Genomic DNA, 12,839 nt, shown 5'->3' with positions numbered 1-12,839 from the left:
CAGATTGCAAGATACCAGACCCCAGAACGACAGATTTCGAACGCCAGAACCCGTGAGACTGCCATGACCCAGCGACCCCGCAAGACCGAGACCGCGCCGCCAGGCCGGCTGACCCTTCCCGCGGTCATCGACCTGCCGCGTGCCTCCGCGCTCAAGGCCGAACTCGACGCCGCGCGGGGGGCGCCCCTGACGGTGGAGGCCGAGGCCGTCGACCGGATCGGCGGCCTCGGCCAGCAGGTCCTGATGGCCGCCGCGCTCAGCTGGCAGGCGGATGGGCTGAGCTTCGCCATCGCCGGGGCCTCCGAGGGGTTCGCGGCCTCGGCCGCGATGCTCGGCCTCGACTTCACCCCCTTCCTCGAAGGAGCCCCGACATGAGCCTGACGATCCTCGCCATCGACGATTCCCGCACCATCCGAGAGATGCTCAACGCCGCGCTGTCGGCTGCCGGCTTCTCGGTCCACCTCGCCGTCGACGGCGAGGACGGGCTCGACAAGCTGAGCCAGACCGCGCCGGACGTGGTGATCACCGATATCAACATGCCCAGGCTGGACGGCTTCGGCTTCATCGAGGGCGCGCGGGCGCGGGATGAAAGCCGCGCGGTGCCGATCCTCGTGCTGACCACGGAAAGCGCCGCCGACCTCAAGGCGCGGGCCCGCGACGCGGGTGCGACAGGCTGGATCGTCAAGCCGTTCGACGAGATGCGGCTGATCTCGGCCATCCACCGCGTCGCCGGGATGAGGGCCGCGGGATGAGTGGCGCCCCCGATATCCGCACCACGTTCTTTCAGGAATGCGACGAGCTTCTGGAGGCGCTGAATGACGGTCTCGCATCGGTGCAGGAGCAGGTGGCGGGCGGGCCGTCCGATCCGGAGGCACTGCACGCGATCTTTCGCGCCGTGCATTCGATCAAGGGCGGGGCAGGGGCCTTTGGCCTGAACGCGCTGGTGCGCTTTGCCCATGCCTTCGAGACGGTGCTCGACCTGCTCAGATCGGGCAAGATCCCGGCGACTGAGGATCTGGTGGCGCTGCTGTTTCGGGCGGGCGACATGCTGACCGACCATGTCACGGCTGCGCGGGAGGGGCGCGAGAATGCCGGTGATCCCGCGGTCGCCGCGTTGATGGCGGAACTGGCCGCAGTGTCCGGCGCGCCCGAGGCGCCGGCCGCTGCCGAAGACGAGGGCGGAGAGGAAGATTTCGGCTTCGTCCCGATGACCCTGCCGTTCGAGCTTGAGGGGCCGGGGGCGCAGCGCTTCCACATCGCCTTTGCCGCCTCGCGCCGGCTTTACGCGAACGGCCACGACCCGCTGATCCTATTCGAGGCGCTTTCGGCCATCGGCACGCTGGAGGTGGCGGTTTCGGCCGCGCGCCTGCCGGATCTGACGACGCTGGACCCCGAGGAGGGCTATCTCGACTGGGCGCTGACGCTTGAGACGGAACAGGACCGCGGCGCGATCGAGGAGGTGTTCGAATTCGTCGAGGGCCTGGCCGAGATCGAGATCCGTTGCGAGGATGAGGATCCACCCGCCGGGGCGGAGGGAATCGACGCCGGGCCGCAGATCGCGCCAGCCCCGAGAGACCCGGCGACCGTTGCGGAAGGCTCGGCCGATGCCACCCCGCCGCCGCCTGCTCCCGCCCGGGTGGCCCCCGACGCGCCCCCCGTCGCCCCGACCGCGGCGTCCGCGGCCCCGCCGGCGTCGCAATCCGCGCCCGGCGCCGCGCAGGGCGCCAGCTCGGCCCCGCCCGCCTCGGCCACCATCCGGGTGGATCTCGAGCGCGTGGACGGGCTGATCAACGCGGTGGGGGAGCTGGTGATTCACCAGGCGATGATCGCGCAGAAGCTGGCCGAGGCGGGCGTCGCGTGGAATTCCGACATCGGCGCGGGGTTCGATGCGTTCCGGAACCTGACCTCGGAGATCCAGGAACGGGTGATGGCGATCCGTGCCCAGCCGATCAAGCCGCTGTTCCAGCGCATGGCGCGAATCGTGCGCGAGGCCGCGGCGGTCTCGGGCAAGACCGCGCAGCTTCGGACGGAGGGAGAGGCGACCGAGGTCGACAAGACCGTGATCGAACGGCTGGCGGAACCGCTGACCCATATCCTGCGCAACGCGGTGGATCATGGGCTGGAGACCTCGGAAAAGCGCGTCGCGGCGGGGAAGCCGGCCAGCGGGGTGATCTCGCTCTCCGCGACCTACCGCTCGGGGCGCGTGGTGATCGAGGTGGCCGACGACGGCGCCGGCATCAACCGGGAGAAGGTCCGCGCGATCGCGATCGAGAAGGGCCTGATCGACCCGGCGGCCGAACTCAGCGAGGCCGAGGTCGACCGGCTGCTGTTCATGCCCGGTTTCTCGACCGCGACCGAGGTCTCGGACCTGTCGGGCCGGGGCGTCGGGATGGACGTGGTGAAGCGCACGATCCAGGCGATCGGCGGGCGGATCTCGATCAACTCGACGCCGGGGAGGGGTACGGTGATCTCGATCTCGCTGCCGCTGACGCTTGCGGTGCTCGACGGCATCCTGATCGAGGTCTGCGGCGAGACGATGGTCGTGCCGATCACCGCGGTGGTGGAGACCCTGCGCCCGGGACCGAAGGACATCCACGCAATCGGCCCCGATCAGCGCGTGGTCACCGTGCGCGACACGGTCGTCCCGGTGGTCGACCTGGGCCAGGTCTTCGGCCTGCCCGGCACCTGCTCGCAGGACATCCTGCTGCTGGTCGAAACCGAAAGCCGCAACCGCTACGCCCTGGCCGTCGACGCGATCAAGGATCAGAGCCAGGTGGTGATCAAGGGGCTCGAGGGGAATTACCGCCACGTCGCCGGCATCTCGGCCGCCACCATCCTCGGCGATGGCCGGATCGCCCTGATCATCGACCCGGAAGAGGCGGTGGCACAGGCGGCGCCGGTCTCTCCGGTGGCGGCGGCCGTGGCTGCCTCCGCCCCGCCTTCCAGCCAACCCGCCGCCCTTACACCCGCGAGGTAACCCCATGACGACCCTGGAAAAGACCGACACTCAGACTGCCCGCGAGGCCGCCCCCCCGCGCGAGGGTCGTGACGGTGCGCTGCGGGAGCTGGTGGCCTTCCGCGCCGCCGGGCAGGACTTCTGCGTCGACATCATGTCGATCCGCGAGATCCGCGGCTTCACTGCCGCCACCATCGTGCCGCACGCGCCGGACTTCGTGCTCGGCGTCATGAACCTGCGCGGGTCGGTCGTGCCGGTGGTCGACCTGTCACGCCGGCTCGGCCTTGGCGCGACCCAGGGCGACGACCGCCACGTCATCATCATCGCCATGGTCGGGCCGCAGATGACCGGTCTGCTGGTAGAGGCGGTCTCGGACATCCTGTCGATCCCGGAGGAGGAGATCCGCCCCACGCCCGAGGTCGCCTCGGAGGTCGCGCGCAGCTTCATCGCCGGCGTGATCTGCGAGGGCGAGCGCCTGTTGCGGCTGATCGACCTTGGTCGCCTGCTGCCCGCCGAGGAGGGCGATCAACCATGATCCACGCGCCGCCCTCCGGTGGGGAACCTGGGCCGCTGGCCCGGGAATATGCCTATACGCCCGAGGATTTCGGCCATATCGCCGCGCTGTGCCATGCGCGGGCGGGGATCGTGCTGCCGCCGGCCAAGCAAGATCACGTCTATTCCCGCCTGTCGCGGCGTCTGCGCGCGCTCGGGCTGTCGACTTTCAGCGAATACCTCCGGCGCCTCGACGGGCCCGAAGGCGTCGAGGAACAGCGCCAGATGATCTCGGCTCTGACGACCAACGTCACGCGGTTCTTCCGCGAGCCCCATCATTTCGAACATTTCAGCACGCAGGTCCTGCCCGACCTGGTGGCGCGGGCCCGCGCCGGCGGGCGGGTCCGGCTGTGGTCGGCGGGCTGCGCCAGCGGGGAGGAACCGTATTCGCTGGCCTTCACCGTGCTGCGCGCGCTGCCCGAGGCGGCACGCTGCGACCTGCGTATTCTCGCCTCGGACATAGATCCCGAGGTGCTGGCCTCGGCCGGCAAGGGCCAGTATTCGGGCGAGGCCTCGGCGCAGATGCCCGCCTGGGTCGACGCCAAGATGGCGGTGCGCGGCCCGGACGGGATGAGGATCGGCGATGCGGCGCGCCGGATCGTCGACTTCCGGCCGCTCAACCTGATCCGCCCGTTCCCGATGCGCGGCCCGTTCGACGCGATCTTCTGCCGCAACGTGACGATCTATTTCGACGCCGAGACGCAGCAGAAGGTCTGGACCAGCTTCATGGGGGTCATGCGGCCGGGCAGCCACCTGTACATCGGCCATTCCGAGCGGCTGCCTCCGGCGCTTGCCGCCCAGTTCACCGCAACCTGTACGACCGGCTACCGCATGGCCGACGAGACCCAAGATCCGGCGGATGCCGAAAGGAGAAAGACATGGCGCTGAGGGACAGCATCCGCATCATGGTGGTCGACGACATGTCGACCAGCCGGGGCCTGTTGATGCAGGCGCTGGATGAGCTTGGCATCCGCCAGGTCGATTACGCCGCCGACGGCAAATCGGCCCTGGCGAAGCTGGCGGCCAACCCGGTTCACCTCGTGATTTCGGATTACAACATGCCGCAGATGGACGGGCTGCACCTGCTCAAGGCGCTACGTGAGAATCGCGCGACCAGCCGGATCGGTTTCATCCTGGTCACCGGCCGCGCCGACCGCGAGATCATCGAGACCGGCCAGCGGCTGGGGATGAACAACTTCCTGCGCAAGCCCTTCTCGACGCAGCAGATGCGCGCCTGTATTCAGGCCGTCGTGGGGGCGTTGTGAGGATGCGCGCCGTTCTGCCCCCCGAAACCGCGCCCCCCGAAACCGCGTGCGCCGATGCCGACGTGACAGGGTCGCTCAGGGCCGAACTGTCGACCCTGACCGCTCGGGTGTCCGACGTGCTGGCCGCCGCCCATGCCGCCGGGCGGCTGGTCGAGGACAGCTATGGCGACATGATCCGGGCGATCCCCCCCGACGCGCTCCGCGCCGTCCGCGCCGCCACCGATGCGGCCGGCCACCAGGGCCCGGCCCGGGGGCTGCAGGAGCTTGACCGCCTCGTGCAGGTCCTCGACAACATGGCGCGGTTCATGGCGGTGCTGGCCGAGGCGATCCCCGGCGAGCTGCTGGTCGAGACCGCGGCGGCACGGCAGGAAATCCTCTTGCGGGACCTCGCGCGGGCGCTGCTCGATCCGCCGGGCGAAGCGTGGCCCACCCAGCCGCGGGCGGCGGCGTCCACCGGGGGGGATGAGGATCTCTGCATTTTCTAGGGCCCCCGCGGTGGCCGTATGCCACAGGGGATCTGGCCGCAGAGGTGATGCCGAACGGTGGCGCCCGCCGCCCCCCCGCGCCTTCGGAGTGAGCACCGGTAGAGGGAAATCGGGACGGGTCTGCCGCTCTGAAAAGGGGGCGCGGGTATGCCGCAGCTCGGGCACGCGGAGCTTGGCCCCCGTGTGGGGCAGTGTGGGGCGGGTCACGCCCGTCGGTCCGAAATCGCGATTTCCGGGGGGCATCGCGTTGACCTGCCCGGTGCCAGCCGCGCGCCGCCAGGGCCCGCGCAAGGGTCTTTCCGGGGTGCGCCGCTGGGCCGAGATCGGCCCGTCGGCGCCGCTTGCCCTTGAAGGGGGGCGCGCGCACCACTAAGACTCGTTTAACGCAGCCGGGCTAGCTACGCCCCAAAGTCGAGGCAGGACATGTTCGATCCCGTTGGCCAACTCACCAGCTTCATCATCCCGACCGTCGAGGAGACCAATGCCCGCGGTTCGATCCGGTACGATATCTTCTCGCGCCTGCTGAAGGAGCGGATCATCTTCGTTGCCGGCCCCGTGCAGGACGAGATGGCCACCATCATCGTGGCCCAGCTCCTGTTCCTCGAGGCCGAGAATCCCTCGAAGGAAATCTCGATGTACATCAACAGCCCCGGGGGCATCGTGACCTCGGGCCTCGCGATCTACGACACCATGCAATACATCAAGCCCAAGATATCGACCGTCTGCATCGGGCAGGCGGCTTCGATGGGCTCGCTCCTCCTCGCTGCGGGCGAGAAGGGGATGCGCTTCACCCTGCCGAACAGCCGGATCATGGTGCACCAGCCCTCGGGCGGGTATCAGGGCCAGGCGACGGACATCATGATCCATGCGCAGGAAACGCAGAAGCTGAAGAAGCGCCTGAACGAGATCTACGTGCGTCACACCGGCAACGACTACGAGACAGTCGAGGCGGCGCTGGAGCGCGACAACTTCATGTCGGCCGAACAGGCCAAGGAATGGGGCCTCGTCGACGAGATCGTGGCCGACCGCGGCAAGGCGGAAGACGAGAAATCGTGAAGCAGGTCCGCCGGGGCGTCCCGGGCGGATCGGGAAATTGGGCATTGTGAAGGTTATGTGGCTGCCCTAGACTTTGACCCGACCGCCCCCAACCCGGGTGGAACGGCAAGGGGTCCCCGCACGACAAGGGGCCCGGCAGGCAGCCGCAGAGGATGGATATGGCTACGAACTCCGGCAGCGACAGCAAGAACACCCTCTATTGCTCCTTCTGCGGCAAGAGCCAGCACGAGGTGCGCAAGCTTATCGCAGGACCGACAGTGTTCATCTGCGACGAGTGCGTCGAGCTGTGCATGGACATCATCCGCGAGGAGACGAAATCCGCCGGGCTGAAAAGCTCGGAAGGGGTTCCGACCCCGCGCGAGATCTGCCAGGTGCTCGACGATTACGTCATCGGGCAGGAGCATGCCAAGCGCGTGCTCTCGGTCGCGGTGCACAACCACTACAAGCGTCTGAACCATTCGGCCAAGTCGGCGGATATCGAACTTTCCAAGTCGAACATCCTGCTGATCGGGCCGACGGGCTGCGGCAAGACCCTGCTTGCGCAGACGCTGGCGCGGATCCTGGATGTGCCGTTCACCATGGCGGACGCGACCACGCTGACCGAGGCCGGTTACGTGGGCGAGGATGTGGAGAACATCATCCTCAAGCTTCTGCAGGCGTCGGAATACAACGTCGAGCGGGCGCAGCGCGGCATCGTCTACATCGACGAGGTCGACAAGATCACGCGCAAGTCCGACAACCCCTCGATCACCCGCGACGTGTCGGGCGAGGGGGTGCAGCAGGCGCTTCTGAAGATCATGGAAGGGACCGTCGCGTCGGTCCCGCCGCAGGGCGGGCGCAAGCATCCGCAGCAGGAATTCCTGCAGGTGGACACGACGAACATCCTGTTCATCTGCGGCGGCGCCTTCGCCGGGCTGGACCGGATCATCGCGCAGCGCAACAAGGGCTCGGCCATGGGCTTCGGCGCCGAGGTGAAGGCGACCGACAGCCGCGGCATCGGCGAGATCTTCAAGGAGCTGGAGCCCGAGGACCTGCTGAAATTCGGCCTGATCCCGGAATTCGTCGGCCGTCTGCCGGTTCTGGCGACGCTGGGCGACCTCGACGAGGCGGCGCTGGTGACGATCCTGACAGAGCCGAAGAACGCGCTGGTCAAGCAGTACCAGCGGCTGTTCGAGATCGAGGATGTGGAGCTGACCTTCACCGACGACGCGCTGAAGGCCATCGCCAAGCGGGCGATCGAACGCAAGACCGGCGCCCGCGGCCTGCGGTCGATCATGGAGGACATCCTGCTTGACACGATGTTCGAACTGCCCGGCATGGACAGCGTCGAGGAAGTTGTGGTGAACGAGGAGGCGGTGACCGCCTCGGAGGCGAAACCGCTGCTGATCTACGCCAAGTCCCAGAAGGGCGAGCCCGCGACGGCCGGCTGATCCGGCGGAGCGCGCCGTGGGCGCGCAAGCTTTTTGCGAAGGGGAAGGGGGGCGCTGCCCCCCTTTGTCATTGGCGCGGGCGCCACTGACATCCCCCCGGGATATTTCCGCTCAGAAGAAATGACGGGGTCTTTCAGATCGGAAAGGACCCCCGCGGTGTCGGTGTGCCATCGGTTCCAGCGATGACGGCGGGTCAGAGTGCCCGCCAGCCGATGTCGCGGCGGCAGAAGCCCTGCGGCCAGTCGATTCCGTCAACCATGGCGTAGGCGCGGGCTTGTGCCTCGGCCAGCGTCGTGCCGCGGGCGGTGACGTTCAGAACGCGGCCCCCGGTGGCGACGATCCTGCCGTCGCGCGCGGCCGTGCCGGCGTGGAAGACCATGTGGAAGCTGTCCTCGGGCAGGTCGTCCAGCCCCTTGATCTCGGTGCCTTTCTCGTAGCTGCCGGGGTAGCCGTCGGCGGCCATCACCACGGTCAGCGCATGGTCGTCGGCCCATTGTGCCTTGCGTCCGGCCAGTTCGCCGCGCGCGCAGGCCAGCAGCAGGTCGAGTGCCTGCGCGCCGAGGCGCAGCATCAGCACCTGGCATTCCGGATCGCCGAAGCGGACGTTGTATTCCACCAGCCGCGCCTGTCCGTCCCTGATCATCAGCCCGGCGTAGAGCACCCCCTGGAACGGTGTGCCGCGGCGGGCGAGTTCGGCCACGGTAGGGCGCACGATCTCATCCAGGGCGCGTTCCGCTATGGCATCGGTCAGCACCGGGGCTGGCGAATAGGCGCCCATGCCGCCGGTATTCGGGCCGGTGTCGCCTTCGCCCACGCGCTTGTGGTCCTGCGCCGTGCCGATCGGCAGCACCGTCTCGCCGTCGCAGAGGAGGAAGAAGCTGGCTTCTTCGCCCTCCATGAATTCCTCGATCACGACCTCGGCGCCGGCCTCTCCGAAGGCGCCGGAGAACATGTCGTCCAGCGCTTCGAGGGCCTCGGCCTCTGTCATCGCCACAACCACGCCCTTGCCGGCGGCGAGGCCGTCGGCCTTGATCACGATGGGCGCGCCCTGTTCGCGGACATAGCGCCTGGCGGGTTCGGCTTCGGTGAAGCGCGCATAGGCCGCGGTCGGCGCGCCACAGGCGTCGCAGACCGCCTTGGTGAAGGCCTTGGAGGCCTCGAGCTTTGCCGCCTCCTGCGAGGGGCCGAAGCAGGCAAGGCCCGCCGCGCGCACCGCGTCGGCCACGCCCGCTGCCAGCGGCGCCTCGGGGCCGACGATGACGAAATCGACGGCGTTCTCCTCGGCGAAGGTGACCACGGCGGCGCCGTCCATGATGTCGAGATCGGCGCATTCCGCGATCGCCGCGATCCCCGCATTGCCCGGCGCAACGATCAGCCGGTCGCATTTCGGGTTCTGCTTGACCGCCCAGGCAAGCGCATGTTCGCGCCCGCCGCCGCCCAGGATCAGGATGTTCATCGCCGCCGCCTCTTTCCGATGGGTTCCCCTCGTTCCGGCGCCGTTCTAAGGTGCCCGCGAGCAGTTCACAAGCGAGCGGCGCATGTCCGACCTCTTCGAAGACCCCGAGCCCGGGGCGACCGCCGGAAACACGGCGGGGAACGCCCCCGAATTCACCGTGTCCGAGCTGTCGGGCGCCGTAAAGCGCGTGGTGGAGGGGGAGTTCGGCCGCGTCCGGGTACGGGGCGAGGTGGGCCGCGTATCGATGCCGCGTTCCGGCCATGTCTATTTCGACCTGAAGGACGACCGCTCGGTTCTGGCCGCCGTGAGCTGGAAGGGCCAGGCCGCGCGGCTGACCGTGAAGCCCGAGGAGGGGATGGAGGTGATCGCCACGGGGCGGATGACCACCTTCCCGGGCCAGTCGAAATACCAGCTGATCGTCGACGACATAGTGCCCGCCGGAGCCGGCGCCCTGATGGCGATGCTGGAAAAGCTGCGCCAGCGGCTGGCGGCGGAGGGCCTCTTTGCCGCTGAGCGAAAGCGCCCGCTGCCGTACCTGCCGCAGGTGATCGGGGTCGTGACCTCGCCCTCCGGCGCGGTGATCCGCGACATCCTGCACCGGCTGCGCGACCGCTTCCCGCGCCATGTGCTGATCTGGCCGGTGGCGGTGCAGGGGGAACGCTGCGCGCCCGAGGTGGCCGCGGCGATTCGCGGCTTCAACGCGATCGAGCCGGGCGGGCCGGTGCCGCGCCCCGACGTACTCATCGTGGCGCGCGGTGGCGGCAGCCTTGAGGATCTCTGGGGCTTCAACGATGAGGCGGTGGTGCGCGCCGCGGCCGAATCGCGCATTCCGCTGATCTCGGCCGTGGGGCACGAGACGGACACGACGCTGATCGACCACGCCGCCGACCGGCGCGCGCCCACGCCCACCGCTGCGGCCGAGATGGCGGTGCCGGTGCGGCGCGACCTGCTCTCGGCGCTCGATGCCTTTCACGCCCGCCTCGGGCAGGCGACGTCGCGCGGGCTCGACTGGCGCGGCCAGCGGCTGCGCGATCTGGGCCGCCTGCTGCCGCAGCCCGAGGCCCTGACACAGGCCGCGGGGCAAAGGCTCGACCTTTGGTCCGGCCGGTTGCTTTCCGGCCTTACCCAGGCCACCGGCCGCAAGCGGGCCGAGTTCAACACCCGTGCGGCCCACGTCCGGCCGCGCCTGCTGACCGACCTGACCCGGCGCCTCGCCGAGCGTGTCCAGACCCGGGCCGACCGCCTGGCGCCGGCGCTCACCCGCCAGACGGCGCAGGGCCGGCGCGACCTTGGCCGGCTGAGCCAACGCCTTGCCCCCGACACGCTGCTGCGTGACGCTGGCCGCAAGCGCGCCGATCTCGACCGCCTGACCCGCCGCCTGACCATCGCCGCCGAGGCGCAGACCCAGGGCTGGCGCACCCGCCTCGACGCGCTCGACCGGATGCGGGCGACGCTGGGCTACCAGGAAACCCTGAAACGCGGCTTCGCCGTAGTTCGGGGCGACGGCCATGTCGTCACCTCGAAATCCGCAGCTGAGGCCGCTCAGTCGCTCGAGATCGAGTTCCATGACGGCCGCCTGACCGCAGGGGCCGCCACGCCCGCCCCCTCGCGCGCCGCGCCGAAGAAGCCGAAGGAGGAGCCTCCCGAACAGGGATCCCTCTTCTGATCTTCATCGTGGCGAAAATACTCCACGGGGTAGGGGGGTGCGAAACCCCCGCTCCTTCCGCCGAAGCTAACCCAGCCGCCGGCCATCCTGCGCGTCGAACGCATGGGCCGCCCCCGGCTCGGCTGCCAGATACAGCTCGTCCGCCAGCGCCGCGTCCGATGGCATGGCGCAGCCGAAGGGCGTGCCCTCTACCGTGCCGTGCACCAGCCGCTGGGCGCCCAGCTCCTCCACATAGGCGGTCTTCAGATGCAGCGCGCCCTCCGTCCCCGGCACCACCGCGCGCAGGTCCTCGGGGCGCAGGCCCAGCGTCATCGCGCCCTCGGCTGGGATCTCCAGCTGCACCCGGGCGGCCCCGACATGCGCCACGGCGCCCTCGGCCCGGGCGGGCATGAGGTTCATCGCGGGCGAGCCGATGAACGAGGCCACGAAGGTCGAGGCCGGCCGGCGGTAGACCTCCAGCGGAGTGCCCACCTGTTCCACCTTGCCGCCGTTCAGCACGACGAGACGGTGCGCCAGCGTCATCGCCTCGAGCTGGTCGTGGGTGACGTAGATCGAGGTTGTGCCCAGCCGCGCCTGTAGCTGCTTGATCTCGCCCCGCATCTGCACGCGCAGCTTGGCATCGAGGTTCGAGAGCGGCTCGTCGAACAGGAAGCACGACGGTTCGCGCACGATGGCGCGGCCCATGGCCACGCGCTGCCGTTGCCCGCCCGAAAGCGCCTTGGGCTTGCGGTCGAGGAAGGCGCCGATCTCCAGGATCCGCGCGGCCTCGTCCACCCGCCGGGAGATCTCCTCCTTCGCCATCTTGCGGTTCTTCAGGCCGTAGGCAAGGTTCTGGCGCACCGACATGTGGGGGTAGAGCGCATAGTTCTGGAACACCATCGCGATGTCGCGCTCGGCCGGTTCGACCTCGTTCACGACGCGGCCGCCGATGGCGATCTCGCCGTCGGTGATCGTCTCCAACCCGGCGACCATGCGCAGTAGGGTGGACTTGCCGCAGCCCGAAGGGCCGACCAGCACGAGGAATTCGCCGTCGGCGATGTCGAGGTCGATGCCGCGCACGGCATTGACGCCGCCCGCATAGGTCTTGCCGACCGATTTCAGCGTGATCGCCGCCATCGTCTTACTTCTCCGTCTCGATCAGGCCCTTCACGAAGAGCTTTTGCATGAGAATGACGACCAGCACGGGCGGCAGCATGGCCAGGATGGCGGTCGCCATGATGTAGTTCCACTGCGGCTGGCTATCGACCACGTCGGCCATCCGCTTGATGCCCATGACGATGGTGTAATGCGAGGGATCCGTGGTCACCAGCAGCGGCCAGAGATACTGGTTCCAGCCATAGATGAAGAGGATCACGAACAGCGCCGCGATGTTGTTGCGCGACATCGGCAAGAGGATGTCCCAGAAGAATTTCAGCGGCCCCGCGCCGTCGATCCGCGCGGCCTCCATCAACTCGTCCGGAATGGTCAGGAACACCTGCCGGAACAGGAAGGTTGCGGTGGCCGAGGCAATGAGCGGGATCGTCAGGCCCGCGTAGGTATCCAGCATGCCCAGCGAGGCCACCACGTGGTAGGTCGGCAGGATCCGCACCTCGACCGGCAGCATCAGCGTGATGAAGATGAGCCAGAAGGCAAGGCCCCGGAAGGGAAAGCGGAAATAGACGATGGCATAGGCCGAGATGATGGAGATTGCGATTTTCCCGATCGCGATGGTCAGGGCCATGATGAGCGAGTTGAACATCTGCAACGACAGCGGCGGCATGCCGGCCGAGGCCATGCCGTCGGTCATCATCTTGCCGTAGGTATTGACCATGTTGTCGCCCGGCGTCAGCGGGATCAGCCCCGACAGGAAGTCGGTCGGTCCGTGGGTCGAGGCGATGAAGGCCACGTAGATCGGGAAGGCCACGATCAGCACGCCGAGCACCAGCACGGCATGGGCGAGGAAGTTCAGGAAGGGGCGTTTTTCGACCATCTGG

The 12,839-nt window shown here is 68.6% G+C and carries 13 protein-coding genes; 10 read left to right on the top strand and 3 right to left on the bottom strand.

Going from position 1 to position 12,839, the window contains the following annotated elements; genetic code table 11:
- Nucleotides 1-63: 63 nt before the first annotated feature.
- The 9 genes from CVV76_RS21025 (at nucleotide 64) to clpX (ending at nucleotide 7,744) form a co-directional block, all read left to right on the top strand.
- The gene (locus CVV76_RS21025; RefSeq protein WP_102226655.1) at nucleotides 64-375 is read left to right on the top strand and encodes an STAS domain-containing protein; all 312 of its coding nucleotides are present in this window, start codon (nucleotides 64-66) and stop codon (nucleotides 373-375) included.
- The gene (locus tag CVV76_RS21020) at nucleotides 372-752 is read left to right on the top strand and encodes a response regulator (RefSeq protein ID WP_102226654.1); all 381 of its coding nucleotides are present in this window, start codon (nucleotides 372-374) and stop codon (nucleotides 750-752) included. The genes CVV76_RS21025 and CVV76_RS21020 overlap by 4 nt, the downstream gene beginning before the upstream one ends.
- Entirely contained in the window at nucleotides 749-2,977 is a 2,229-nt protein-coding gene (locus tag CVV76_RS21015; RefSeq protein WP_102226653.1) for a chemotaxis protein CheA, read from the top strand. The genes CVV76_RS21020 and CVV76_RS21015 overlap by 4 nt, the downstream gene beginning before the upstream one ends.
- A 4-nt stretch (nucleotides 2,978-2,981) precedes the next feature.
- A complete protein-coding gene (locus CVV76_RS21010; RefSeq protein WP_102226652.1) occupies nucleotides 2,982-3,491 on the top strand; it encodes a chemotaxis protein CheW in 510 nt (169 codons plus the stop codon).
- Nucleotides 3,488-4,396, top strand: coding sequence for a CheR family methyltransferase (locus CVV76_RS21005; protein ID WP_102226651.1), 909 nt, complete (start codon nucleotides 3,488-3,490; stop codon nucleotides 4,394-4,396). The genes CVV76_RS21010 and CVV76_RS21005 overlap by 4 nt, the downstream gene beginning before the upstream one ends.
- Nucleotides 4,387-4,773, top strand: a complete 387-nt coding sequence (locus CVV76_RS21000; RefSeq protein WP_102226650.1) for a response regulator — start codon at nucleotides 4,387-4,389, stop codon at nucleotides 4,771-4,773. The genes CVV76_RS21005 and CVV76_RS21000 overlap by 10 nt, the downstream gene beginning before the upstream one ends.
- Nucleotides 4,774-4,775: 2 nt before the next feature.
- On the top strand, nucleotides 4,776-5,258 hold the full coding sequence (locus CVV76_RS20995) for a hypothetical protein (protein WP_102226649.1): 483 nt from the start codon (nucleotides 4,776-4,778) through the stop codon (nucleotides 5,256-5,258).
- 423 nt (nucleotides 5,259-5,681) lie between these two features.
- A complete protein-coding gene (locus tag CVV76_RS20990; RefSeq protein ID WP_102226648.1) occupies nucleotides 5,682-6,314 on the top strand; it encodes an ATP-dependent Clp protease proteolytic subunit in 633 nt (210 codons plus the stop codon).
- Between the two features lie 158 nt (nucleotides 6,315-6,472).
- The gene (gene clpX / locus CVV76_RS20985; protein ID WP_102226647.1) at nucleotides 6,473-7,744 is read left to right on the top strand and encodes an ATP-dependent Clp protease ATP-binding subunit ClpX; all 1,272 of its coding nucleotides are present in this window, start codon (nucleotides 6,473-6,475) and stop codon (nucleotides 7,742-7,744) included.
- A gap of 193 nt (nucleotides 7,745-7,937) precedes the next feature.
- On the opposite strand, the gene purD is transcribed toward clpX, so the two are convergent.
- Complete coding sequence (gene purD / locus CVV76_RS20980) at nucleotides 7,938-9,200, bottom strand: phosphoribosylamine--glycine ligase (protein WP_102226646.1); 1,263 nt, start codon at nucleotides 9,198-9,200, stop codon at nucleotides 7,938-7,940.
- An 82-nt stretch (nucleotides 9,201-9,282) separates the two neighbouring features.
- Between purD and xseA the strand changes: the two genes are divergently transcribed.
- On the top strand, nucleotides 9,283-10,866 hold the full coding sequence (gene xseA / locus CVV76_RS20975; RefSeq protein ID WP_102226645.1) for an exodeoxyribonuclease VII large subunit: 1,584 nt from the start codon (nucleotides 9,283-9,285) through the stop codon (nucleotides 10,864-10,866).
- Between the two features lie 66 nt (nucleotides 10,867-10,932).
- Here xseA and CVV76_RS20970 read toward each other — a convergent pair whose 3' ends face one another.
- Nucleotides 10,933-11,982: a sn-glycerol-3-phosphate import ATP-binding protein UgpC gene (locus CVV76_RS20970; protein WP_102226644.1), complete on the bottom strand. Its 1,050-nt coding sequence runs from the start codon at nucleotides 11,980-11,982 to the stop codon at nucleotides 10,933-10,935.
- A gap of 4 nt (nucleotides 11,983-11,986) precedes the next feature.
- A complete protein-coding gene (gene ugpE, locus CVV76_RS20965; RefSeq protein ID WP_102226643.1) occupies nucleotides 11,987-12,835 on the bottom strand; it encodes a sn-glycerol-3-phosphate ABC transporter permease UgpE in 849 nt (282 codons plus the stop codon).
- Between the last annotated feature and the right edge of the window lie 4 nt (nucleotides 12,836-12,839).

It is taken from the genome of Acidimangrovimonas sediminis (genome assembly GCF_002871005.1).
Classification (GTDB): Bacteria; Pseudomonadota; Alphaproteobacteria; order Rhodobacterales; family Rhodobacteraceae; genus Acidimangrovimonas; species Acidimangrovimonas sediminis.
This window is presented reverse-complemented; position numbering and strand designations above follow the sequence as displayed.

Coding starts and splice junctions, on each gene's coding strand:
- CVV76_RS21025 (WP_102226655.1), top strand. CDS start 64: ATGACCCAGCGACCCCGCAAGACCGAGACCGCGCCGCCAGGCCGGCTG.
- CVV76_RS21020 (WP_102226654.1), top strand. CDS start 372: ATGAGCCTGACGATCCTCGCCATCGACGATTCCCGCACCATCCGAGAG.
- CVV76_RS21015 (WP_102226653.1), top strand. CDS start 749: ATGAGTGGCGCCCCCGATATCCGCACCACGTTCTTTCAGGAATGCGAC.
- CVV76_RS21010 (WP_102226652.1), top strand. CDS start 2,982: ATGACGACCCTGGAAAAGACCGACACTCAGACTGCCCGCGAGGCCGCC.
- CVV76_RS21005 (WP_102226651.1), top strand. CDS start 3,488: ATGATCCACGCGCCGCCCTCCGGTGGGGAACCTGGGCCGCTGGCCCGG.
- CVV76_RS21000 (WP_102226650.1), top strand. CDS start 4,387: ATGGCGCTGAGGGACAGCATCCGCATCATGGTGGTCGACGACATGTCG.
- CVV76_RS20995 (WP_102226649.1), top strand. CDS start 4,776: ATGCGCGCCGTTCTGCCCCCCGAAACCGCGCCCCCCGAAACCGCGTGC.
- CVV76_RS20990 (WP_102226648.1), top strand. CDS start 5,682: ATGTTCGATCCCGTTGGCCAACTCACCAGCTTCATCATCCCGACCGTC.
- clpX (WP_102226647.1), top strand. CDS start 6,473: ATGGCTACGAACTCCGGCAGCGACAGCAAGAACACCCTCTATTGCTCC.
- purD (WP_102226646.1), bottom strand. CDS start 9,200: ATGAACATCCTGATCCTGGGCGGCGGCGGGCGCGAACATGCGCTTGCC.
- xseA (WP_102226645.1), top strand. CDS start 9,283: ATGTCCGACCTCTTCGAAGACCCCGAGCCCGGGGCGACCGCCGGAAAC.
- CVV76_RS20970 (WP_102226644.1), bottom strand. CDS start 11,982: ATGGCGGCGATCACGCTGAAATCGGTCGGCAAGACCTATGCGGGCGGC.
- ugpE (WP_102226643.1), bottom strand. CDS start 12,835: ATGGTCGAAAAACGCCCCTTCCTGAACTTCCTCGCCCATGCCGTGCTG.